General features: G+C 64.5%; 16 protein-coding genes. 6 read left to right on the forward strand and 10 right to left on the reverse strand.

Going from position 1 to position 24,244, the window contains the following annotated elements; translation table 11 throughout:
• Nucleotides 1-18: 18 nt before the first annotated feature.
• From K7R21_RS09185 to K7R21_RS09205, 5 genes are all read right to left on the reverse strand, one after another.
• Nucleotides 19-615, reverse strand: coding sequence for an MBL fold metallo-hydrolase (locus tag K7R21_RS09185; protein ID WP_224982960.1), 597 nt, complete (start codon nucleotides 613-615; stop codon nucleotides 19-21).
• Between the two features lie 3 nt (nucleotides 616-618).
• Nucleotides 619-1,227, reverse strand: coding sequence for a CheR family methyltransferase (locus K7R21_RS09190; RefSeq protein ID WP_224982961.1), 609 nt, complete (start codon nucleotides 1,225-1,227; stop codon nucleotides 619-621).
• Between the two features lie 284 nt (nucleotides 1,228-1,511).
• Nucleotides 1,512-3,125, reverse strand: a complete 1,614-nt coding sequence (locus K7R21_RS09195) for an ammonia-forming cytochrome c nitrite reductase subunit c552 (RefSeq protein WP_224982962.1) — start codon at nucleotides 3,123-3,125, stop codon at nucleotides 1,512-1,514.
• A 405-nt stretch (nucleotides 3,126-3,530) separates the two neighbouring features.
• Nucleotides 3,531-5,150: an ATP-binding protein gene (locus K7R21_RS09200; RefSeq protein WP_224982963.1), complete on the reverse strand. Its 1,620-nt coding sequence runs from the start codon at nucleotides 5,148-5,150 to the stop codon at nucleotides 3,531-3,533.
• Nucleotides 5,151-5,290: 140 nt separating this feature from the next.
• Nucleotides 5,291-5,668 (reverse strand): DUF1294 domain-containing protein, encoded by a 378-nt coding sequence (locus tag K7R21_RS09205; RefSeq protein ID WP_224982964.1) that lies wholly within the window; start codon nucleotides 5,666-5,668, stop codon nucleotides 5,291-5,293.
• A 435-nt stretch (nucleotides 5,669-6,103) separates the two neighbouring features.
• Between K7R21_RS09205 and K7R21_RS09210 the strand changes: the two genes are divergently transcribed.
• A complete protein-coding gene (locus tag K7R21_RS09210; RefSeq protein ID WP_224982965.1) occupies nucleotides 6,104-6,496 on the forward strand; it encodes a PilZ domain-containing protein in 393 nt (130 codons plus the stop codon).
• A gap of 53 nt (nucleotides 6,497-6,549) precedes the next feature.
• Nucleotides 6,550-9,573 carry an ABC transporter substrate-binding protein gene (locus tag K7R21_RS09215; protein WP_224982966.1) on the forward strand — a complete coding sequence of 1,008 codons (3,024 nt, stop codon included), beginning with the start codon at nucleotides 6,550-6,552 and terminating at the stop codon, nucleotides 9,571-9,573.
• Here the strand turns inward: K7R21_RS09215 and K7R21_RS09220 are convergent.
• The 5 genes from K7R21_RS09220 to K7R21_RS09240 all read right to left on the reverse strand — a co-directional run bounded on the left by K7R21_RS09220 (nucleotide 9,570) and on the right by K7R21_RS09240 (nucleotide 16,292).
• Entirely contained in the window at nucleotides 9,570-10,244 is a 675-nt protein-coding gene (locus tag K7R21_RS09220; RefSeq protein WP_224982967.1) for a potassium channel family protein, read from the reverse strand. The genes K7R21_RS09215 and K7R21_RS09220 overlap by 4 nt on opposite strands.
• A 10-nt stretch (nucleotides 10,245-10,254) precedes the next feature.
• Complete coding sequence (locus tag K7R21_RS09225; RefSeq protein ID WP_224982968.1) at nucleotides 10,255-10,905, reverse strand: potassium channel family protein; 651 nt, start codon at nucleotides 10,903-10,905, stop codon at nucleotides 10,255-10,257.
• A complete protein-coding gene (locus K7R21_RS09230) occupies nucleotides 10,902-13,727 on the reverse strand; it encodes a cation-translocating P-type ATPase (protein WP_224982969.1) in 2,826 nt (941 codons plus the stop codon). The genes K7R21_RS09225 and K7R21_RS09230 overlap by 4 nt, the downstream gene beginning before the upstream one ends.
• 136 nt (nucleotides 13,728-13,863) lie before the next feature.
• A complete protein-coding gene (locus K7R21_RS09235) occupies nucleotides 13,864-15,615 on the reverse strand; it encodes a sensor histidine kinase (protein WP_224982970.1) in 1,752 nt (583 codons plus the stop codon).
• Nucleotides 15,612-16,292: a response regulator gene (locus tag K7R21_RS09240; RefSeq protein WP_224982971.1), complete on the reverse strand. Its 681-nt coding sequence runs from the start codon at nucleotides 16,290-16,292 to the stop codon at nucleotides 15,612-15,614. The genes K7R21_RS09235 and K7R21_RS09240 overlap by 4 nt, the downstream gene beginning before the upstream one ends.
• Nucleotides 16,293-16,541: 249 nt before the next feature.
• Between K7R21_RS09240 and K7R21_RS09245 the strand changes: the two genes are divergently transcribed.
• The 4 genes from K7R21_RS09245 (at nucleotide 16,542) to K7R21_RS09260 (ending at nucleotide 23,978) form a co-directional block, all read left to right on the forward strand.
• The gene (locus K7R21_RS09245) at nucleotides 16,542-19,151 is read left to right on the forward strand and encodes a glycoside hydrolase family 15 protein (RefSeq protein WP_224982972.1); all 2,610 of its coding nucleotides are present in this window, start codon (nucleotides 16,542-16,544) and stop codon (nucleotides 19,149-19,151) included.
• A gap of 57 nt (nucleotides 19,152-19,208) precedes the next feature.
• On the forward strand, nucleotides 19,209-20,297 hold the full coding sequence (locus K7R21_RS09250; protein WP_224982973.1) for an enolase C-terminal domain-like protein: 1,089 nt from the start codon (nucleotides 19,209-19,211) through the stop codon (nucleotides 20,295-20,297).
• Between the two features lie 13 nt (nucleotides 20,298-20,310).
• The gene (locus K7R21_RS09255; RefSeq protein ID WP_224982974.1) at nucleotides 20,311-23,208 is read left to right on the forward strand and encodes an FAD-binding and (Fe-S)-binding domain-containing protein; all 2,898 of its coding nucleotides are present in this window, start codon (nucleotides 20,311-20,313) and stop codon (nucleotides 23,206-23,208) included.
• A 476-nt stretch (nucleotides 23,209-23,684) separates the two neighbouring features.
• Nucleotides 23,685-23,978 (forward strand): MoaD/ThiS family protein, encoded by a 294-nt coding sequence (locus tag K7R21_RS09260; protein ID WP_224982975.1) that lies wholly within the window; start codon nucleotides 23,685-23,687, stop codon nucleotides 23,976-23,978.
• Nucleotides 23,979-24,244: the final 266 nt, after the last annotated feature.

The raw sequence follows: 24,244 nt of genomic DNA on the forward strand, positions 1-24,244 counted from the left end.
CGCGGTGAGTTGTCATTTTCATGCTTGCTGCGCTTTCAGCACCTCGGCCAGGGTTTTCAACAGGATTTCCCGCCCCCCGTCTAGGACCGGCTCGTCGTGGCCGGAATAGATGCATTTAACCTTGAGCCCGCACAACCTCTTCAGGGCTTCGACGTATTCCTCGGTGTAGCTCCCCCCCTCGCCCCGCACCCGGACCTGGGTGTCGCCGGAAAAGAGTGCCTGCGCGGCGGGAGCATACAGGCAGATGGAATCGCTGGAGTGCCCCGGGGTATGCAGCACCTGCAGGAAGTCGTCACCGGCCCTGATAAACTGCCGGTCGTGCAGCACCTCGTCCACCCCTACCCCGTGCCGGTAGGCAAGCACCCGGCAGCCGAAGGCGGCCTTTATCGCCGCCACCCCCGAGGTGTGGTCGAAGTGGTTGTGGGTGAGCAGCACCTGCTCGACCGGCTGCTTGCCGAAGCCGGTGGATATCTCTGCGATCTGTCCCACGATGTAACTGTCCACGCCCGGGTCGATCACCGTGTTCACGTCGTCGATCCGGTTCCAGTCCCCGAGGATGAGGTACGAGTTGCAGCTGTAGGTCGCCGGACTCTTCTTCAGGGGGACGATCTTCATAGACTAGGCCCCTATCTTCTTGAACAGTTGGGCATCGGGAACCACCTGCTCAAAGAGATGGGCCACCTCCTGGGGTAGTTTCTGGGTGTTTTCGGTGGCGAGATAACCGCCGGGGGCGAGGGCCTGGTGGAACATCTTGAAGACCTCGACCCGCTCCTGGTACTGGAAATGGAGCAGCACGTTCTTGCACACCACCAGGCAGTAGTCCCCACCCGGCGCTTTCAGCGAGAGGAGGTCGTGATACTGGAAGTTGACCCGGTCCCGCAACAGTTGCACCACCCGGTACTGCCCGGGCTTGTCGGCCGGCTCGAAGTAGTTGTTGAAAAGTTCTGCGGGGGTGCGCTGGAGTTCTTCATAGGGATAGGTGGCCGCCTTGACCACGTCGCCGAAGTTGTTGGCGCTGTCGTAGTCGGTGGCGTCGATGCGGAGGTTCTTGAAGCCGAAGGAGTTCATCTTCTGGGCGAAGATCATGGCCAGGGTGTAGGTTTCCTGCCCCAGGGCGCAGCCTGCATCCCAGATCTTGATGCGGCTTCGGCCCATCGCGTAGCTGATCATGTGATCGGCCGCGTACTCCAGTGTGGGCTGGTCGCGCATGAAGAACGTAAAAGCCATAGAACACTCCCTAAATAGGAATGGAGTTTTAGCGAAATAACAGCTGCCATAACTCCCATGACAAGCTTTATCGGAGCCTCACTTCAATTCCTTAAATAAGCGTTTACGTTAACTGAATTATTTTATTTTAATTACATAAGAACGATCCGGGATTGTCAGTGCGGCCCTCCCCGTTACTGAAAAAATGAGGTCGGTGACCGTGCATGAGCGGGATCAACCGACGAAAAAAGCCCCGTCTCCATGCGGAGGCGGGGCTTTCGTTTTTGCTGCGGCTGTGGTTGCCGCTATTTCTTGGGCTCGTCCTTCTTGGCTACTGTCATGGCGTCGTTGAGGATCTTGACGCCCGCCTTGGAGGCGGCGATGGAGCCGGTCAGGGACTCGCGGGCCAGGTCGGGGTTATGGAAGCCGTCCGAGTTCTCGGCGGTCCAGTATTCCCACAGCACGTGCGCCTCTTCATGCTTGGCGCGCGCCTCGTCCAGGACGGTCGGGGCGACACCCATGCGCTGTGCCGCGGCGTAGGTATCGATCAGCTGCCCCAGCCAGTACTCGGCCTTGCGCATCTTGCCCTTCACGTAGTTCTGCACCGCGTCGATCTCGTAGGCTTTCTTGGCCACGCTGTCTTTCGGGTGGCAGCCCAGGCAGGCCTCTTTGACGTGGTTCTTGGGACGGATCACGCCGTGCGAGGAGAACATCTTGCCGTTTTTGTCCTTGTGCTGCGGCATGTGGCACTGGTGGCACTGCACGCCGGCCTTGTCGTGGACGCTCCCCGCGTAGGTCTCCGCCTCCGGGTGCTGAAACTTGATCAGGCGCGCTCCGGTGATGGCGTGCTTGAAGTCGAAGAAGTTGAGGTCCTGGTAGTGCTTCAGAAGCTGCAGCGAGTTCTTGAGCGGGAAGTGGTTGGTGCGCAGGTCGTCGTACTTCACCGCCTTGCCGTCGCTCCACTGGGTGCCGGCGTTGCAGTTGTACTCCACGTGGCACTGGGCGCACATCATCCTGGAGTCGGCCTTCTGCATGATGCCGATCTTCCTGAAGCCGCGGAAGTCGATCACCTTGAGGTCGGTGGTGCCGTTCTTGGCGAAGATGTTACCCTTGGGGTCCTTCTCGATGGCCTGGATCAGCGCGTCGCGCACCACGCGCGGCTGGGTGCCGTGCGGGTCGTGGCAATGTACGCAGCCGACCGGGTTGTTGGTGTCCTTGGCGACATCGACGACATTGGAGGTGCGGTCCCACTTGGCCTTGGGGTCCTTGTCACCCATGAATTTCCACTTGAGGAGATGATCGGAGGTCTTGCACTGGATGCAGGTCGCGTTGCCGGCCATGGCGGTTTCCGGGAGCTTCTTGCCGGTGTCGGTCAAGACATCCCAGGTCTTGCCGGTGGAGGTTACGCCTTTCCACCCTTCCTTGAACTGGAAGCGGCCGCCCTGGAAGCGGTCCACCACGAACTGGTCGATGACCATGAAGGCGTGGCCGCGCGGTTCGTTGTGCTCGAAGGTGAAGCCGTGCCCGGCCAGAAGCTTGTCCTGCATCGGCGAGCGCCCGGTGGGGGTGCCCTTCTCTTTCCTGGCGGCGGCCTCGTAGTTGACCTCAAAGAAGCTGTCGTACTGCGCCTTGTGGCACTTGCCGCACAGCGCCGCGTCGATGACGGTGACCGGCTTGTTCTTTTCCGGGTCGCTCATGTGGGCGTCCAACTTGTCGTGGCACACCTTGCAGGAGAGCTTGGCGTGCTTGGAGCCTTCTTTGAGCGCCTTCACCTCGTCGTGACAGTCGTAGCACTTGGCCCTGCCGTCGTTGGCGACCTGCACCGGCTTCGTTTTGGCCGCGGTGGTCAGGGCGGGGATCGACAGCAGCGCGATCACCCCGGCGATTGCCGCGGTTGCAGCCACATTCTTCTTAAGCATCGTTTTCCTCCTCTGTGGTGGGTAGAGATTCCGGCCGACAGCGCCGATTGCAGCATTAAAATTGGATTAATTCATGCACGAAACAGTCGACAAAAGATTTGACGGAAGTCAATTTTATTCAGATTGCCGCCAGCACACCTTTAGAAAGAAATAATACTGACACGGGGTGCGACCTGCGCTGACAAAGAGACAGGCGCCACGCCAAAGAAGGGGGCCTCCTGACATCTCTCGGTGAAAAAGGATGAGTAAAACGAGAAACGCTAAGAGTGTAGCCGCTAAATTATTCAGTGCAAGGGGCTGATATGACTGGGGGAGGTAAGAAATTTCGAAGGTAACTGCAAAGATCGAGGTGGTGGAATGAAAGCGCCGGCGCGTAACACCGGCGACGGCGGGAAGGCAGGTGCATCACCCGCTGATGGCGCGCCGCAGCACCCCCAGCAACTCCTCGGGCTTGATCGGCTTTTGCAGGTAGGCGCCGCCACCGCAAAACCCCTTTTCGGAGATGACGTCGGCAGGATAACCGCTCATGAAGATGACCGGTAGCCCCGGCTCCAGCTGCCGCACCTGCTCGCACAGCTCCCGACCGTTCATGCGCGGCATGACCACGTCGCTTAACAGCACCTGCACGCTCTCCTGGCTGTTCCGGTACAGTTCCAGGGCCTCGTGGCCGTTGCGGGCGGTGAGCACGCGGTAGCCGTGGCGCTCCAGGAGCAGCTGGGTCATGTCGCGCACTGTCTCTTCGTCCTCGACCAGGAGCACCGTACCGCTGCCCGCGCTCAGGCGCCCCTCGCTCTCGCCGCGTTCCTCGCGGGGGCGCTCACCGGACAGGGGGAGGTAGATGCGGAAACTCGTGCCGGTACCCGGTTCGCTCTGCAGGCGGATCTCCCCGTGGTGCTTCTTGATGATGCCGTAGCTGGAGGAAAGACCGAGCCCGGTCCCCTTCCCCACCTCTTTGGTGGTGAAAAAGGGCTCAAAAACCCGTTCCTGCACCTCCTTTGCCATCCCGGTGCCGTTGTCGGAGACCGTGATCACGGCGTACCGGCCGGCGGGGACATCCTCATCCTCCAGCTCCGCGGTCCCGGTGCTGATGTCCAGCACTCCCCCCCCGGGCATGGCGTCGCGGGCATTCACGGCGAGGTTGATCAGCACCTGCTCCAGCTGTCCCCGGTCGGCCACGCAGCAGAGTTCGGCACCACAGACGCGCACCACGAGCTCGATCTCTTCGCTGATAAGCCGGGACAGGCTCTTGTGCAGTTCCGCCACCAGCTGGTTCAGGTCCACCGTCTCCAGGTGCACCTCCTGCTTACGGCTAAAGGCCAACAGGCTCCGGGTCATCTCCGCGGCCCGCTCCACCGAGAACAGGATCTCCCCGGCCATGGCCACGGCTTCGTTTGGCTCCTCCCCGTTGCTCTGGATCAACGAGGCGTAGCCTGCGATGACGGTGAGGATGTTGTTGAAGTCGTGGGCGATGCCGCCGGCGAGGGTGCCGATCGCTTCCATCTTCTGGGACTGCCGCAGCTGCTCCTCCAAGAGCTTGCGCTCGCTCACGTCCTTGATCAGACAGGCAACGCGCTCCACCTTCTCCCCCTCGAATACGGGGGAAAAGGTGACCAGCAGGTCGCGCTTCCCCTTGTCAACGTAGTCGTGGCTATCCTCGTAGCTGAGCTCGTTGCCGGCGAAGCAGGCTTCCAGCCGCGGCTTGACGCGGGCGAAGGTATCGGCCCCGATCACCTCGGGGAGGGTACGACCGATCAGGTCCGGGAACAGACTCTTGCGGCAGTCGCAGTAAGCCTCGTTGGCCATCAGGTAGCGGTAGTCGCGATCAAAAACGTAAATGAGGTCGCCGGTGCACTCGAATACCTTGCGGTATTCCATGAGCCGCTGCTGGGCGCGGTTCAGCTCCTGGACCTTCTGCTCCAGTTTGCGGTTCACCTGCACCAGTTCCTGGTACAACGACCGGGACTCCCCCTGTACGGGGTGGGTAAACATCCCGTATTCCATCCCCTGCTGATCCGGACCTGGCACTATCCCTCCACGACAACTTTCATTTCATTGAAACAACCAGCTCCAGCATGTGCATCGCGTGCCCCACGCCCCTCTCCTCCCGGGAGAAGGCCAGGGTGAGGGCGTTGCCAGGGGCAAAATGGCAGCAGCGTGCAACGCCGTCACCCGCCCGGACACGCCCAGCCGTACAGGGCAAGTACTGCGGCGTTGGCAAGGACGGTCAAGCGGAACACCACCAGGAAGGAGCCCTTCTGCGTCTTGTGGTGCAGCAGGCGCTGCGCCAGGACGGCACCGGGCCAACCACAGCACAGGGCCGCCAGGTGCAGGGTGCGCTCGCGGACCCGGCGCACCCCGGCTACCGCGGCATTCTTGTCCACGGCGTAAAGGAGAAAGGTGGCGAGACTCGCCAGCAGGTAAACGTAGAGCAGCGCTGCCGGGAACAATTCCAGCCGGACCAGGACGGCAAGCAACAGCAAAGAGGCGGGGCCCAAAAGGTAGCTAGGTGGCTTGCGATGCTCACCTGCCTCGGCGTATCCCATCGGCGGTGCTCCCAGGCTTTGCTGCAGCTGCGGCAAGGCCGTGTCGAACGTGTGTCAAGTCATGTGGCGTCCGTATTGCCGGACGGTAAGGCGGGTAACAACGGGGAGCCTGCCTCGCTGTTGGAGAGAAGACAGGCCTCGGTTCTTATACAAGAAGGCAGTACCAGTTTCAAGCACTATTGCTGGAGTTCTTCATCCGCTGTTATTGAAGATGGAATGGGCACTGATGGCCACAAGGGCGTGGTTCATAAAATTAAAATAGCTAAAAATTGCCAATGCATGGCATAATACCCCGCACAGCCCAGATCATTGTCGTACTCCAGGCTGTACCGGCACGGTAAACTACGCTTTCCGCTAAAAGTTCTCAAGAGCAGGAACGTTCTTTCCGATGATGAAACTAAACACTTCATCCTGGTTGCCAAAGGTCTGTACCCTATGACAGAGTTGCGACAGTTTTATCGGGCCCCCTCCTCCAAAAGGGTGGAACTGGTGCACCACGGCGAGTGCCTTACCGGCAGCCTGGAGAACATTTCCTTCAACGGCGCCCTGCTGCACCTGCGCCACGCCGCTGCACTTCCCGGCGGTACCGGCTGCCTGCTGCGCATCCATCTCGACCCCGATCCTAACTTCCGTCCCCCATTGCAGATCTGGACCGAGGTGGTGCACGTCAACGACGAGCTGCTCGGCGTCAAGTTTGTCGACCACGACGTGGATGGCAGCGGCTGCATCACGATCCTGATGGAGCTTATGCGCGAAGAGCCCGACCAGGACCAGGACAACGTGGACCGCATCCGCGGCTACCTGGCCGACTACTGCAACACCCCCTGAATGCCGTGCCCGGCACGCCAACGACCGCTGGCGCGTCCTACGAGGACCGCACCATGAAACCTGCCCAACGAGCAAGGCACAGGGCATGGGCCGCCTTGCTGGCGCTGGCCCTTGCGCTGGCGCTGGCACACCCAGCCCTCGCCAACGAGCGCGTCACCCTCCAGCTCAAGTGGCTGCACCACTTCCAGTTCGCCGGCTACTACGCGGCGCTCGAGAAGGGGTTCTACCGCGAAGCCGGGCTCGACGTCACCATCCGAGAAGGTGGCCCCGAGGTCGAGGTGGAGAACGCGGTCACCACCGGGCAGGCCGACTTCGGCGTTGGCACCTCGGCGCTGTTGCTGCACCGGGCCCACGGCGACGACCTCGTCGTGCTGGGGCAGATCTTCCAGCACTCCCCCGCAATACTGCTCACCCCGCGCAAGACCGGCATCCAGAAGGTCGCCGACATGAAGGGTCGCCGCTTCATGTACTCCAACCAGCACGGCGACATGATCACTCTGCTCAAGAACAACGGCATCGAAGAGAAGGACATCGTCAAGGTGGAGCACCACGGCGATGCCCGCGACCTCATCGCCGGCAAGGCCGATGTCATGATGGCCTACAGCTTCAACGAACCTTACATCCTCGAACAGGCGGGGGAACCCTACCTCGTCTTCTCCCCGCTCACCTACGGCATCGACTTCTACGGCGACAACTTCTTTACCACCCGCGCCACTATCAACAACCGCCCCGCGCTGGTGCGCGCCTTCCGCGAGGCCAGCCTCAAGGGGTGGCGCTACGCCCTGTCCCACAAGGAGGAGATCGCCGACCTGATCCTGGCCAAGTACTCCCGCGAGCGCAGCCGCGAGTGGCTCCTGTTCGAGGCGAACCAGATGGAAGCGCTGATCCAGCCCACCCTTGTCGAAATCGGCTACCAGAGTCCCACCCGCTGGCGCCGCATCGCCGACACCTTCGCCGGCATGGGGATGATGCCGTCGGGGGTCGACCCCACCGGCATCATCTACGATCCCCGGCCCGGCGGCAACTACGGCCTGCTGCTGGGCGCCCTGCTCATCTGCGCCACAGTGATTACCATCCTGGGCGTCATCGTACTCAAGTTCCGCCAGTTGAACCGGGCCCTGAAGGCCGAGGTCGGGGAGCGCAAGGCCGCCGAGGCCGCCCTCAAGGAAAGCGAGGAGCAACTGAGGGTGACCTTCGAGACCTCCCAGGCGGGCATCATCATGGTGGACACGCAGGGGATGATCCGCTTCGCCAACAACCGTATGGCCGAGATGTTCGGCTGCAGCATGGAGCAACTGATCGGCTCGAGCTACATAAGCCACCTGCACCCGGAACAGCTGGCGGAGGGGAGCGAACTGATGCGACGCCTGGTGGCGGGCGAGGTAAAAGGAACCTCCACCGAGCGCCACTACCTGAGCGGCAACGGGGGGCATTTCTGGGGCTACCTCTCGGGCAGGAGGCTGGAGGCGCCGGACGGGTCGCTCAGGGCACTGGTGGGTATTATCTCCGACATCACCGACCGCATCGAGGCGGAGCAGGCGCGCGGCAAGGCGCTCATGCTGGTCGAGACGCTCTTGGCCCAGTCCCCGATGGGGATCGCGGTCTTCGACGGCGAGACCGGCAACTGCATCCGGGCCAACCAAGCCGTGGCGGATATCACCGGGGGCAGCGTCGCAGCTCTGCTGCGGCAAAACTTCAAGGAGCTGGCGTCCTGGCGCGACGGCGGGCTCTTGGAGCTGGCGCAACAGGTGCTCGCAGACGGTACCCCCCGCGTGCTGGAAAAGGAACTGCTGTCGAGCTTCGGCAAGCAACTCACCCTGCGCAGCTACCTGAGTCGCTTCATGGTCGAGGAGAAGGCGCACCTGATGGTAATGGTGCAGGACATCACCGAGGAGAAGCGCCTGGACCGCGAGAACAAGCGCATCGAGGCGCAGATGCTCAACATGCAGAAACTGGAGAGCCTGGGGGTGCTGGCTGGCGGGATTGCCCACGACTTCAACAACATCCTGACCGGCATCGTGGGCAACATCAGCTTCGCCCAGATGGTGCTGGAAAAAGAGCACAAGGCCAAGGGGCCGCTGGGCAAAGCGGAGAAGGCGTGCCAGCGTGCGGCGGAACTGGCGGGGCAGCTGCTCACCTTCGCGCGCGGCGGGCAGCCCATCAAGAAGGTGTTTTCGGTGAAGCAACTGGCGGGCGAATCGCTGTCACTGGTGCTGCGGGGGACCAACGTCAAGGGGAAGATCGAGATCCCCGACACCCTGGACATCGTCGAGGCTGACGAAGGGCAGATGAACCAGGCCTTCAACAACATCATCATCAACGCGGTGCACGCCATGCCCGGCGGCGGCACCCTGACCATCAATGGCAGAAACGAGCTCATGGAGCCGGGGAACCGGCTCGGGCTGGCACCGGGGCACTACGTGCGCCTCGACTTCAAAGACGAGGGGTGCGGCATCTCGGAGAACGACCTGAAGAAGATCTTTGATCCCTACTTCACCACCAAGGCCAGCGGCACCGGCCTCGGTCTCGCCTCGACCCACTCCATCGTGACCAGGCACGGTGGGGTGATTTTGGCCGACTCCACACCGGGCAGGGGCACCACCTTCACCATCTACCTCCCTTCACTGGGGCAGAACACCGCCGCGCTCGCCAGGGAGCAGGAGCCCGGGCACGCCCCCGCCGGGGGAGGCAGCGTGGTGGTGATGGACGACGAGGAACTGATCCGGGACCTCACCGGTGCCATGCTGGAACAGCTCGGCTACACCCCGACCACCTGCTGCGAAGGGAGCGAGGCGGTGGAGCTGTACCGAGCGGCGCGACAAAACGGGGAGCACTACGACGCGGTGATTATGGACCTTACCATTCCGGGTGGGATGGGAGGGAAGGAAGCGGCGCAGCGCATCCTGGAACTGGACCCGCACGCCTGCCTGATCGTTTCCAGCGGCTACTCCAACGATCCGGTGATGTCTGAGTACAAAAAGCACGGCTTCCGCGCCACGCTCAGCAAGCCCTACACGGTGAAGGAAATCGCACGGGTGCTGCGGGAGGTGCTGCCGGCAACGACAGGCAGCGACTAGGCCACCTGGGGCGCCCCCAAAAGCGCGGAGAGCTTCGGGATCTCCCGGGCGTGCGCCAGCGCCAGCACCTCGTCCCCCGGCTCGAAGACAAGGTTCCCCCGCGGCACGATCAGCCGCCCCCCCCGGATCACGGCGGCGACCACGCTCTCGGCCGGCAGCGCGAGGTCCGCGAGGGAGCGCCCCGCCGCGACGGAATGGGGATGCACCTTCTCCTCCACCAGCGAGTACTCCCCTTTCCTGAGCTTCAACAGGGTGATCATCTCGCCCAGCGACATCTCCTCAGCGATCAGGTGCGCCAGGATATCGGCCTGGTTCAGCGCCACGTCCACGCCCAGCTTCGGGGTGAACAGCCAGAGGTGTTTGGGATCGTTCACCCGCGCGATCACCCGGCGCACCCCGAACTCCGCGCGCGCGAGCCCCGCCACCACGAGGTTCACCTCGTCGGTGCCGGTAACCGCCGCCACCGCGTCCGCCTCCCGCACCGCTGCCTGTTCCAGCAGGCGCGGGTCGCAGCCGCTCCCCTGCAGCACCCGCACCCCGTCCAGCTCGCGGGTAAGCTCAGCGCACAGGTCGCGCCGCTCCTCGACCAGCAGCACCCGCTTCCCCCCCCGGGACAGGAGCCGGGCCAGGTGCGCCCCTACCTTGCCACCCCCTACGATGATGACGAACATGGCTCCCTCCTTATGCCAAGCCCAGCAGCTGCTTCAACCGGTCCGAAGAAGAAGTGAGCAGGGCCAGGTGCACGTGGTCCCCAAGCTGGAACAGCGTCCCCGAGGTCGGGATATGGGTCCTCCCCTGCCTGGTGACCGCGACCACCATGATCTCCCCGACCAGACTCAACTCCTGGACGCTGCGGCCAGCCAGCAGCGGCGGCAGCTCAACCTGCACCAGCTCCACCTCGCCTCCCCCCAGGCTCTGAACCTGTTCCACCTGCGAGTAGCACAAGAGCTCGACAATGCGCCCCACGCCCCAGGTCACATGCGAGATGGTGGGGATCCCCAGGCGCCGGTACCCCTCGACCCGGCCGGGGTCGTAGAGGCGCGCCACCACCCGGGGGACCTTGAAGAGGAGGCGCGCCGCCCGCGCGCTCACCGCGTTCACCTCGTCGCTGGGGGTGAGCACGGCCACCGCGTCGGCACTCTCGATGCCGGCCTGCACCAGCACCTCCCGGTCGAACCCCATCCCGGTTACCCGCTTGCCGGTGAAGGAAGGGGAGAGACGCTCGAAGGCCGCCGCGTCGCGGTCCACCACCGCCACCTCGATGCCGCGCCCGGACAACTCCCCGGCCAGCGCGGCGCCCAGCCTGCCGCAGCCGATCACGATCACTTTCATGTGGTACCTCCAGGTAAGCGCCGCGCCTCCCTGCTCCTCAGCCACCACTTGCGCAGTTCCTCAAGGCAGAGGAGCAGCACCGGGTAGCAAAGGGGCACCAGCCAGAGCCGGGGCGGCAGCGGCCCCAGTTCAAAAGCATGCCTTAGCGGCGGCAGGTAGACGATCAAGGCGCAAAGTGCCAACTCGAAACCGATCCCCCCGAGCAGGAGCCTGTTGCTGAAAAGACCGATGGAAAAGACCGAGGTTCGTTCGGTGCGGCAGGCATAGGCGTTACCCACCTGTGCGCAGACCACGCCGACCAGGAAGATAGTGGTCGCCATAACGTAGACCTCCCCGGGCCCGGAGAGCAGCCGTTCACGGTAGGGGAGCAGGTCCGGGCGGGGGAGGTGCAGGAAATCACTGTAGCCGTAGCTCGCGTAGAGGATGAAGAAGCCGACCAGGCAGAACAGCGCCTGAAGGGAACCCAGCCAAAGCAGCGCCCGCAGCAGAAGGGGGCGGTTGATGAGCCGCTCCCGGCGCGACCGCGGCGGACGCTCCATGACGCCCGGCTCCGGCTTCTCGGCCCCGAGCGCCAGCGCCGGCAGCATGTCGGTGCCAAGGTCGATGGCCAGCACCTGCATCACGGTAAGCGGCAGAGGGATACCGAACAGGATCTGCAGGATGAAAGGCCAAGCCTCGGGAACGTTGCTGGTGAGGATATAGGTCGCGAACTTCCTGATGTTCGCGTAGACCGCACGCCCTTCCTCAACGGCGTTGACGATAGAGGCGAAATTGTCGTCGAGAAGGATCATGTCTGCCGCTTCCTTGGCCACCTCGGTGCCGGTCACCCCCATGGCCACGCCGATGTCCGCCTTCTTGAGTGCCGGCGCGTCGTTGACTCCGTCCCCGGTCACCGCCACGATCTCCCCCTGCCCCTGCAGGGCACGTACCAGGCGCAGCTTGTGCTCCGGGGCCACCCGGGCGAAGATCACCGGTCCCGAGAACAGTCCTGGCAGGTCCGTCTCCTTGATCCGATCCAACTCCGCCCCGGTGACGAGGCGGCACTCCTCGCCTTCCCGTACCACCCCGATGCGCCGCGCCACGGTCTCGGCGGTGAGGCCGTAGTCGCCGGTCATCATCACGATGCGGATGCCTGCGACGCGGCACTTACGCACCGCATCCGCAACCTCGGCACGGGGCGGGTCGTGCATCGCCACGAGCCCCAGGAAGACCAGGTCGCGTTCAACCGATTCCGGCGTGTACTCGGGGAGGGGCGTGCTCAGTCCGCGCTCGGCCACGGCCAGCACGCGGTACCCTTTGCGGGCATAGCCGTCCACCTGCCGCAGCACCACTTCCCTTGCCGCCGGGGTCAACGGCTCCGGTTCCCCCCGCACCATGAAGTCGCACAGGGCCAGCACCTCGGCCGGCGCCCCCTTGACGAAGGCGGTCTCGCCTGTTCCGTCGCGGTGTATGGTGGTCATCCTTTTGCGTACCGAGTCGAAGGGAAGCTCGCGCAGGCGCGGCAGCCGTGACGATTCCAGGACCAGGTCCACCCCCCCTTTCACGGCGGCCACCTGGAGCGACGCCTCGGTCGGGTCCCCGAGCACCTTCCACGGCGCGCCCTCTCCCTCCGGCGGGAGCAGCCGTGCGTCGTTGCACAGGGACGCCGCCAGCAATAGCCTGTATGCCCCCGCGTTCTCCGGCAGCGCCCCTCCACCGACGGCGGTGATGGTCCCGTCCGGGGCATAACCGACGCCGCTCACGACAGCCCCCACGCCGCCGCTCCAGAACTCGCGCACCGTCATCTCGTTCTGGGTCAGCGTCCCGGTCTTGTCGGTGCAGATGACGGTGCAGCACCCCAGGGCCTCCACCGAGGAAAGCCGCTTCACCAGGGCGTTTCTCTTGGCCATGCGCTGCACGGCCATGGCCAGGGAAAGGGTGACGGTGGGGAGGAGCCCCTCGGGGACGAAGGCGACCACCATCCCCACGGCGAAGATGAACCCCGTGTGCAGCTCGCGCCCGAGCACTCCCACGGAGAGGGCGAAGAAGAGCGTGCCGATGGCCAGCGCCAGCGCGGTGACCACCCGCGTCATCCGGTTGATTTCCAGCTGCAACGGCGAGGAGCTTGCCGTGGTTTCGGTGGCAAGGTGGGCGATGTGGCCGAACTGCGTCGCCATCCCGGTCGCGAAGACGACGGCGGTGCCGGTACCGGCCACCGCGGAGGTCCCCGCGAACAACAGGTTGGCGAGCTCAGGGAGGGAAAGGGACTCTGCCGGCAGGGGGTCGGCGGTCTTCCTGACCGGGTGGGACTCGCCGGAGAGGGTGGACTGGTCCACGCGCAGGTCCCACTCCGCGATCACCCGCGCGTCGGCCGAGATGCGGTCCCCCTGGCTCACCCGCACCAGGTCGCCGGGGACCAGCTCCTCCGCGGGAACCTGCCGCTCGGTGCCGTCCCGCAGCACGGTGGCCTGGGCCGGCAAAAGCCTCTTGAGGGCGTCCACCGCCTGTTCGGCGCGGTGCTCCTGCCAGAAGGAAAAGATGGCGTTGATGAAGACGACGGCCCAGATGGCCAGGGCGAGTTGCGGCATGTTGCCAAGCCAGGCCATGGCGCCGCCGGCCCAGAGCAGGAGCGCCATCAGGTGGGTGAAGTGAGCCAGCAGTTTCAGGTAGAGGGGTTTCGCAGCGGCGGCGCGGATGGTGTTGGGGCCGTAGCGGGCAAGCCGGGCCGCGGCCTCCGGTGTGGAGAGCCCGGCGGCGGAGGTCCCCAGGCGCTCGAGGAGGTCGGGCACCGGGAGTTCGTGCCAGGGGAGGTTGTCGGGAAGCGGGTCGTGAGAGCCGTTCATGGTCACGCGCCGGCGACCGCCGTGGGCGGGCCGAGATCACAGGGACATGGCAGCGTAAAACCTGAACTTCAACTGTAATGGCAATTAGAAAGGAGTCAAACCCGTACTCATGGGAAAACTTCCGGCAGCGTTACGCTCACGCCGCCGGCATGGTGAAGGAGAATACCGATCCGTTCCCCTGCTCGCTCTCTACCCGCACCGTGCCGCCGTGGGCCTGCACGATGTGTTTCACGATGGAGAGCCCGAGGCCCGTGCCGCCGTTGTCCCGGCTTCTCGCCTCGTCCACCCGGTAGAAGCGCTCGAACAGGCGCGGCAGGTCCTTCTCCGGGATGCCGATGCCGCTGTCGCGCACCGAGATCCGCACCAGTTCCCCTTCGCGGCTGGCGAAGAGTTCCACCGTGCCCCCCGGTTCGCTGTACTTGATGGCGTTGTCCAGAAGGTTAATGAGCACCTGCTCCAGCCGGGCGCGGTCCGCCCGCACCGCCAGGCCTTCCAGCCCGTCCGCGCAGGTGAGCGCCACCCTTTTCTCCTCGCCGCGCTGCGCCACCAGGAGCAGCGCGTGCCGCGCCGCGTCGGCCGCCACGATTCGCTCCGGCTTGAGGCCCACCTCGCCGCTTTCCAGCTCGGACAGCGCCAGAAGGTCGCGCACGAGACCTGAGAGGCGCTCGGCGTGGTTCAGGATGATCTGCAGGAAGCGCTCGCCCCGCGCCGGGTCCTGCGCCAGCGCGCCGGAGAGGAGGGTCTCGGCGTACCCCTTGATCACCGTTACCGGCGTCCTCAACTCGTGCGAGACGTTAGCCACGAAATCGCGGCGGATCCGCTCCACCCGTTTCAGCGCCGTTATGTCGTGGAACACCGCCACCGCGCCCGCCAGTTCCCCCTCTTCGAGCAGCGGGACCCAGTGCACCAGCGTGTCGCGTCCGCCGGGGAGCGAGATTTCCTGGTGCCGCTCGCTGCGCGCGGAGAGCACCTCCCGGCAGGCAGCGTGCAGATCCGGGTGCCGGCTGATCTCCAGCAGCGGCCGTCCCGTCACCTGCGGTCCGGTTTCGAACAGGGCGCAGAAGGCGGGATTGACCAGGGTAACGGTCGCCTCGCGGTCGGTCACCATCACCCCTTCCCCCATCCCGGCCAGGATGGCGTCCAGCTGCCCCTTCTCCGACGAGATCTGCTCCAGCTGCTGCCTGATCCGGCCCGACATCTCGTTCATGACCCGCGCCAGTTCGCCCAGCTCGTCATGCCCGCTAATGGCGATCCGGGTTCCGAATTCGCCGCGACCGATACGGTTGGCGCCGGCGGCGAGCTTTGTGAGCTTGCGGGAGTTGATGTTGGAGAGGAAGTAGGAAAAAAGAAGCGAAGCGAGGACCGCCACCGCCAGGGTCGCGCCCAGGCTACGTCTCAGGCGATCTTTGGCCGCCTCCAGCTCGGAGAGCGGCAGCGCCAGGCGTACAACCCCCTTGTTGCCGAAGGAGGCCGCCACGTAAAGCATGTCGGTGTGCAGGGTCGCCGAGTAGCGAACTGAGCTGCCGATCCCCTCCCGGAAAGCGGCGATCACCTCGGGGCGGTGCCCGTGATTTTCCAGCCTTGACACCTGGGACGGGTCGACCCCGGAATCCGCCACGACGCGCCCGTCCCCGGCGATCACCGTCACGCGGGAACGAATTGCCTTGGCCAGCGACGCGGTCAGGGCCGGCGCGTCACGGTCGAGGTCGCCGATTTCCTTGAGCGCCATCAGCGCAGCCACCCGCGCCTGGTCCTGGAGGTGCTCCCGGGTGTCCCTGGTCATGGAGCGCTCCAAGCTCCCGGAAAGGTAGAGGTAGAGTCCGGCACCCAGGAAAAGCACCAGGGCCAGGTACGACCCCATCAGCTTCCAGCGGAAGCTCCCCCTCATGCCTCCTCCAGCTTGTAGCCGAAACCGCGCACGGTCTTAATCATGTCGCCCGCCGCGCCGAGCTTGGTGCGCAGGCGGGTCATGTGGGTGTCGACGGTGCGGGTGTCGCCCAGGTAGTTGTAGCCCCAGACGTTCTGCAACAGGACCTCACGGCTCTGCACCCGCCCCAGCCGCTCGGCCAGGTTCATGAGCAGCTTGAACTCGGTGGAGGTGAGCTGCACCTCCTCGCCCGCCACCTCGACCCGGTGCCCCTCGGTGTCGATGCGCAGCGCCCCCAGCGTGATCTGCGTCCCCTTGGCCGCCTCGCCGCCGCCGCGGCGCAGCACGGCGCGCACCCTGAGCATCAGCTCGCGGGTCGAGAACGGCTTTACCACGTAGTCGTCGGCGCCCATCTCGAAGCCGACCACCCGGTCGATCTCCTCACCCTTGGCGGTCAGCATGATCACCGGGATGGAGCTGGTCTGCTCGCCCCCCTTGAGCAGGCGGCACACCTCGGTCCCCATCATTCCCGGGAGCATCAGGTCGAGCAGAATCAAGTCCGGCCGGTGGCGGCGCGCCTCGCTCAAGCCGGAATTGCCGTCCCCTGCGATCAGGCAGTGGTACCCCTCCTGTTCCAGGTGGAAGGCCACCAGTTCGGCCAGATCCCTCTCATCCTCTATCACCAGTACCGTCGGCATCGCTGCGTCCTTTCGCCTCTCATGTGAATAGCCAGACAGCTGCATATTTAACGACTCCGTGCGCGATGTCAACGATTATGCACGCATAGGACCGACTGGTTGGGGAGAAATGCGACCAGGGAGGGGCCGCCATCACACATGAGGCTGCGCCGCGTGCAGTTAAATTGGTGATTTTTAATTCTATTCCGCTATACTGCACCAATGTGCCTGCGGCGGACGGGGCACACATGAGCACCAAGGGGCCCACAGATGAGCAACAGCATCAGCGATTACGGCATCATCGGCAACCTGCAGTCGGTCGCGCTGGTCGGGCGCAACGGCGCCATCGACTGGCTCTGCCTGCCGCACATCGATTCCCCGAGTGTCTTCGCCGCCCTTCTGGACCGGGAACGGGGCGGCAGTTTCTCGATTACCCCGGAAGGGGAATGGGATTCCACCCTCTCCTATCTTGACGACAGTAATGTCCTCACCGCGCGCTTCCGCACCAGGAGCGGCAGCTGCACCCTCACCGACTTCCTCACCCTTGCCGAGCCCAAGGGGAAGGACGGCCTGCGCGACTTCGTGCTGTTGCGCCTGATCAAGGTCGACAGCGGGCAGATCAGGCTCCGGGTGAACTTCGCCCCCAGGTTCGACTACGGCCGGGTCGTTCCGGAACTGCGGCTGCATCCCGGGCGCGGCGTGGTCGCCCACAGCGGTGACACCACCGTGGCCCTCTCCTGCACCGGCGAACTCTCGGTCAACGGCGGCGATGCCCACGGTGTCTGGGACCTGCACCAGGGGGACCGGGCCGTGTTGCGGCTGCACTTCGGGGCACGAGAGCCCGATCCCATCTCCGAAGGGAGGGCCGAACACCTCCTGGTGGAAACCCTCTCCTTCTGGCGCGAATGGCTGCACTCGAGCGGCACCGGCTTTTTCAACGAGCTCGGCCCGCACCGTGTCCCGGTGATCCGCTCCCTGCTTGTGCTGAAGCTCTTGTGCTTCGAGCCGCAGGGAACCATGGCCGCGGCCGCCACCACGTCGCTGCCGGAAGATATCGGCGGGGTGCGCAATTGGGACTACCGCTACTCCTGGGTACGCGACACCGCCATGGCGCTCACCGCGCTCTTCGAGGTGGGGCACTTCGACGAGGTGCAAAGTTACCTCGGCTGGCTGGAAGAGGTGATCCTGAAGAGCAGGAAAAACGTGCTGCAGGTGATGTACCGCATGGACGGCACCGGCAAGCTCGACGAATACGAGTTGCCGCACCTCAAGGGGTACCGCGGCTCCGCGCCGGTGCGCATCGGCAACAAGGCGGCCCAGCAGAAGCAGTTCAGCATCTACGGCCATGTCCTGATCGCGGCCCACCTGGTGCTGAGCCGCAACCGCGACAGCGCCGGTGAAATGTGGCAGGGGCTGCGCCTCATGTGCGACTTCGCGCGGGACCACTGGCGCGAGGCGGACTGGAGCATCTGGGAGATTCGCGGCGAGCCGAAGCACTACGTCCATTCCAAGTCCATGTGCTGGGTGACCCTGGACCGCGGCTTGCGCATAGCCCGGCACCTTGGCCTCCCGCCCGGTGAAGGATGGGAGGCGGCGCGCACCGAGATCGAAAACGAGGTACAGGCGCGCGGCTGGAGCGCCACCCGGCAGGCCTTCACTATGTGGTACGACAGCGACACACTGGACGGCAGCGCCCTCCTCATGTCCATCAGCGACTTCATCCCCTACGACGATCCCCGCATGTTGGCCACGGTTGAAGCACTGCGCATGGACCTGGCCGAAGACGGCTTTCTCTACCGCTACCGGGCCGACGACGGGCTCCCCGGGCGCGACGGTACCTTCCTCGCCTGCACGCTCTGGCTGATCACCAACCTGGCCAAGCAGGGGGAGATCGAGGAGGCGGACCTGCTATTGGGGCGCGTGGACCAGGTGGGAGGCCACCTGCACCTCCTGGCAGAGGAATACGACCCGATCTGGCAGGAGCAGTTGGGCAACTTCCCGCAGGCCTTCAGTCACGAGGCCTACATCGTCGCCGCCACCGCGCTCGCCAACGCCAAGGCGGATGAACGGCGCAGGCCCGAGCCCCCGCAGCTGTTCCTCCCCGAGGCGCCGCACGGAAAGGCTGCCGCCACCCCGGAGGAGTTGGCGCACCTGCTGGCCGAGGTGGCCCGCGACCATGCCGAGGATGGTCATCCCGACTACGGCAGGCTCGCCAGGGCCGGCATGCGGAAGAGGCTCGCCGAGGTCCTGGCTTCGCTGGCCGCCTTCGATTTAGACACACTGCAGGATATCCCCGAGCGGACCAGCTACTGGTGCAACCTGCACGCACTGGTGGTGATCCACGCCGTGCTCGCGCTCCAGCCGCGGGTATCGGTGAAGGAAATCCCCAAGTTCTACCGCAAGGCGGGATGCCGCGTCGGCCGCGAGGAGTACAGCGCCGAGGCGATCCTGCACGGCATCCTGCGCGGTAACCGCCCGGCGCCGGGGTGGCTCCTTCCTCCCCTGCCCCCCGGCGACCCGCGCCTGCACCGCTCCATCCGCCCCAGCGACCCGCGTATCCTGTTCGCGGTGCATACCGCCACCGCTTCGTCCCCACCGATCACCGTGCTCACCCCGGGCAACCTGGAGGAGGAGGTGTCGGCGGCGGTGCGGCGCTACCTCGGGCGGGAGGCGCGGCTGGATTTGAAGGGGAGGAAGCTGGTGCTGCCGCGCATCTTCAAGTGGTTCGACGATCCCGGCCGGACCGCCCACGACGTGGCAGTGTTCGTGGCCGGCTACACCGATGCCGACACCGCCCGCGAGATAAGGGAACACCCGGAGTCGTTCCAGCTCGAGTACGCGGAGTACGACTGGAGGCTCGCGGCGCCGCGGCGGCGCTGAGCCCAAGAGGTTTGCGGCGGTGCCGGTCGGGACGGTCCCGCCGCGGGAGGAACCGGCATGAAAAAGGCCATCGTGGAACGGGTGGAAGTGAACTGCTACCGCATCCCCACCGAGGAGCGCGAGTCAGACGGCACCTATCGCTGGGAGGACACGGTGCTGGTGGCGACCCACCTGTATGCCGCGGGAGAAAAGGGTTTCGGCTACAGCTACGCCTCCCCCGCCGCGGCGACCCTGATCAAGGACAAGCTGGGCGACCTGCTGCGCGGGCGCAACGCGCTGGACATCGCCGGGTGCTGGGTGGTGCTCACCGGTGCGTTGCGCAACCTGGGCGACGCCGGCATCGGCATGATGGCGGTCTCGGCGCTGGATGCCGCCCTGTGGGACCTGAAGGCCCGGCTGCTCGGGGTGCCGCTGGTCTCGTTGCTGGGCGAGGCGCGCGAGCGGGTTCCCGTCTATGGCAGCGGCGGCTTCTCCTCCTACACGGTGGACAAGTTGCAGCGGCAGCTCTCGGGCTGGGTGGGCCAGGGGATCGGTCGGGTCAAGATGAAGGTCGGGCGCGACGCCAAGACCGACCCGGAACGGGTCAGGGCGGCCCGGCAGGCTATCGGGGCGGAAACGGAGTTGATGGTGGATGCCAACGGCGGGTACGCCCGCAAGCAGGCCCTCGCCCTGGCGACGGAATTCGCCGCCCAACGGGTGACGTGGTTCGAGGAACCGGTGCCGCACCAGGACCGGGAAGGGCTGCGCCTGGTGCGCGACCTGGCACCGAAAGGGATGGAAATCTCCTCCGGCGAGTACGGCTTCAACCTCGGCTATTTCCTCGACCTGTTGCGGGGTGGCTGCGTCGACGTGCTCCAGGCCGACGCCACCCGCTGCGGTGTTACCGGGTTCCTGGAGGCCGCCTCCCTGTGCGGGGCCTGGGGCATCCCCATGTCGTCCCACTGCGCCCCGGCGCTGCACCTGCACCTTTGCTGCGCCGCGACACCCATCCGCCACTTGGAATACTTCCACGACCACGTGCGCATCGAGCGCATGCTGTTCGACGGCGTCATCGAGCCGTGGCACGGTACGCTGGCGCCTGACCTGGAGCGCACCGGCCACGGCCTGGCACTCCGGGTCACCGAGGCGGAGCGGTTCCAGATCTGACCAAGGAGGAGCGATGAGCGAAGCAGATAAAAAGGGAATCGAAACGCTGAACGCCCAGGCGCTCGAGGCCGAGCTGCGTGCCGCGGTAGACGGCGAGGTCCGTTTCGACAGCACGAGCCGCGCCCTCTACGCAACCGATGCCTCCAACTACCGCCAGATACCGATCGGCGTGGTGCTCCCGAAGACCACCGACGCCGTCATCAAGACCCTGGAGATCTGCCACAGGCATGGCGCCCCGGTGGTCTCGCGCGGCGGCGGCACCGCCCTGTGTGGCCAGACCTGCAACGTCGCCGTGGTCATCGACCACTCCAAGTACCTGCGCGGCATCCTGGACATCGACCCGCACAAGAAGACCGCGCGGGTCCAGCCCGGGGTGGTCCTCGACCAGTTGCGCGACGAGACCGAGAAATTCCACCTGACCTACGGCCCCGACCCGGCCACCCACGACCACAATACCTTCGGCGGCATGATCGGCAACAACTCCTGCGGTATCCACTCGGTCATGGCCGGGCGCACCGCCGACAACGTGCTGGAGCTGGACGTGATCACCTACGACGGGGTACGCATGACAGTCGGTCCCACCAGCGAGGAGGAGCTGGAGCGGATCATCGCCGCCGGCGGCAGGCGGGGCGAGATCTACGCCGGTCTGCGCGATATCCGCGACCGCTACGACAGGCAGATCAGGCGCCGCTATCCCAAGATCCCGCGCCGGGTATCCGGGTTCAACCTGGACGACCTCCTCCCGGAGAACGGCTTCAACGTGGCGCGGGCCCTGGTGGGGACCGAGGGAACCTGCGTCACCGTGCTGGAAGCGACGGTGCGCCTGGTGCACAGCCCGCCGGCGCGGACGCTCCTAGTACTGGGCTACCCCGACGTCTACAGCGCCGCCGACGACATCGGCGCCTTGATGGAGTTCGAACCGGTCGGTCTCGAGGGGCTGGACGAACTGCTCATCAAGTTCATGAAGAAGAAGAAACTGCACCCCGAGGACATCGAGCTCCTTCCCGAGGGGAAAGGGTGGCTCCTGGCCGAATTCGGCGGGGACACCAAGGAGGAATCCGACCACAAGGCGCGCGAAGCCATGAAGAAGATCGGCAAGCGGCACAACCCGCCCTCCATGAAGCTCTTTTCCGACAGCAAGGAGGAGAAGATGGTCTGGGATGTGCGGGAATCTGGACTGGGGGCCACCGCCAACGTCCCGGGCGTGCCGCTGGGGTGGCCGGGATGGGAGGACGCCGCCGTCCCCCCGGAAAAGGTGGGGCCCTACCTGCGCGATTTCCACGCCCTGCTCAAGGAGCACGGCCTGATCGCGTCGCTCTATGGCCACTTCGGCGACGGCTGCATCCACTGCCGTATCTCCTTCGACCTCTTCACCCACCAGGGGGTCCAGAACTACCTGAGTTTCCTGGACAAGGCCACCGACCTCGTGGTCCACTACGGCGGCTCCTTCTCGGCCGAACACGGCGACGGACAGTCCAAGGCGATGTACCTGGAAAAGATGTACGGCCCCGAACTCCTGGAGGCCTTCCGGCGCTTTAAGGAACTGTGGGATCCGGAATGGAAGATGAATCCCGGCAAGGTGGTGGAGCCCTTCCGCCCCGACCAGAACCTGCGCCTTGGGCCCGACTACAACCCCTGGCAGCCTGAGACCCGGTTCCGCTTCCCCAATGACGACGGCAGTTTCCCGCGCGCCATCCTGCGCTGCGTCGGCGTGGGCAAATGCCGCCGCACCCACGACGCCTTTATGTGCCCCAGTTTCCTGGCCACCCTGGAGGAGAAGCACACCACCCGTGGGCGGGCGCACCTGCTCTTCGAGATGTTCCGAGGCGACTTCGTGGCCGACGGCTGGCACAGCAAGGAAGTGCTGGAATCCCTGGAATACTGTCTTTCCTGCAAGGGATGCAAGACCGACTGCCCGGTCAACGTCGACATGGCGACCTATAAGGCCGAGTTTCTGCACCACCACTACCGGCACCGGCTCCGTCCGCTCCCTGCCTACTCCATGGGCCTCTTCGGGATCTGGGGCTCCTTGGGGGCCAAGGTCCCGTGGCTCGCCAACTTCATGGGCCGGACCCCGGTACTCTCCGGAATCACCAAGGCCTTGGGCGGCATAGCCCACGAGCGGAGCATGCCCCGTTTCGCACCGGAAACCTTCACCTCCTGGTACAAAAGCGGCACACATGGCGGCCGTAGCGAGGAGCGCCGCGTCGTTCTCTACCCTGACATCTTCAACGACTGTTTCTTCCCCGAAACCCTGAAGGCCGCCTTCGAACTGCTCACCCGCTACGGATACCAGGTCATCGTCCCGGAAAAGCGTCCCCCTGCGGTGCGTCCCCCCATCGACTACGGCATGATCGACTATGCCAGGAAGAAGATCCTCAAGACGGTGGAGATCTTGAGTCCCTACGTGCGCCAGGGTATCCCCGTGCTGATCCTGGAACCGAGCACCGCCGCCGTCTTCAGAGATGAACTCCCCGAGTTCTACCCGCAGCACGAGGATGGCAAGCGGGTCACCAGTCTCACCGTGACCCTATCGGAGTTCATGAAGAAAGAAGGTCTCACGGCGCCCAAGCTTTCCGGGACCATCGTGTACCAGGCCCACTGTCACCAGAAAGCGTTGTTGAATCCGGAAGCCGGACACGAACTGTTCAAGCAGATGGGGCTTACCATAGTAGAGCCCCAGCAGGGATGTTGCGGTATGGCCGGCTCCTTCGGTTTCGAGAAAGGGAAATACGAGATATCGATGCGAATTGGGGAGATGGGGCTACTCCCCGTAGTCCGGCAGGCCACGTCCGGCGACTATATCGTCGCCGACGGTTTCAGTTGTCGCACCCAGATTCTGCAAGCCACCGACCGCAAGCCGCTGCACCTCGCCGAGCTGCTCCTGCTCGCGATGAACCACGCCAAGTAACCGGGACAGGTAACGGGACAGGTAACGGGACAGGTAACAGGACAGGTAACAGGACAGGTAACAGGACAGGTAACGGCGGCAGGTAGCTGCAGCAGGTAGCTGCAGCAGGTAGCTGTAGCAGGTGCTGTAGCAGATAGCCTCAGCAAGTAAACCTCAGCACTTTCACCGCCAACAGGTTGCGGGCCTCCCGGCCCGCAACTGTGCTCTTACCTCTTCCGTATCTCCCCCCTCTGTCACACAGAGGCTCACCAAGCCTCACACAGTCCCTCCTGACCTCCCATCATCCCCATGTCTCCCATCATTCTCATAACTCCCATTTTTCCCTTCACTCTCACCTTCCCATCACAGCCATTATAGTGTAAACTTTTTTACCGAACGATCGTTCGATTAACGGCCCGATGCCTCACTCCCAGCACGTTGCAGCATGAAACGGTGAAGCACCGCCCGCAATGTCACAACAAAGAGAGGAGTCAGACATGTCATCGAGAGCAAACACGACGGTACGGATGTTCGGCCTGCTGCACACCTTCAGGAAAGACCATGGTCTTCCTTCCCAGGCCGAGGTAGCAGTCCCCGAAGAAGGCTGTCCCGCATCAGCCATCGCCCAAGACCTCGGTCTTCCCATGGAGAAGATCGAAGCGGTGTTCGTCAACCACAAGGCGTATGCCCTGGACCACGAAGTGCATCCGGGCGACCAGGTTGCCTTCGTCCCCACCGGCGTTCCCGGCCCCGGCCGCATGATGCTCGGCATCCGTCACGCCCACAAGTAGACGTACACAGTGAAAACCGGCCGCCCATACAGCGGCGGCCGGCACCACTCCCCTCCCCTACAGCAAGTACTTTTTGCCTTTTCTCACTCCCGGTTTGCTTCCTTTCCTCTGATGTTCTCGAGCCTTGGCGCTGACGCGCTATGGCCGCAGGCCCTGTGACAGGTTTACCTTTCGTCTTTTGGGGTTGTTCTCAGATTTCCTCAGATTTTCTCCGTGACTAATGGTTTGCGTCTTTGATCCCCTGTCGTGATGTGATACCGTTGCTG

Origin of the sequence: Geomonas agri (assembly GCF_020179605.1) — a bacterium.
GTDB classification, from domain to species: domain Bacteria; phylum Desulfobacterota; class Desulfuromonadia; order Geobacterales; family Geobacteraceae; genus Geomonas; species Geomonas agri.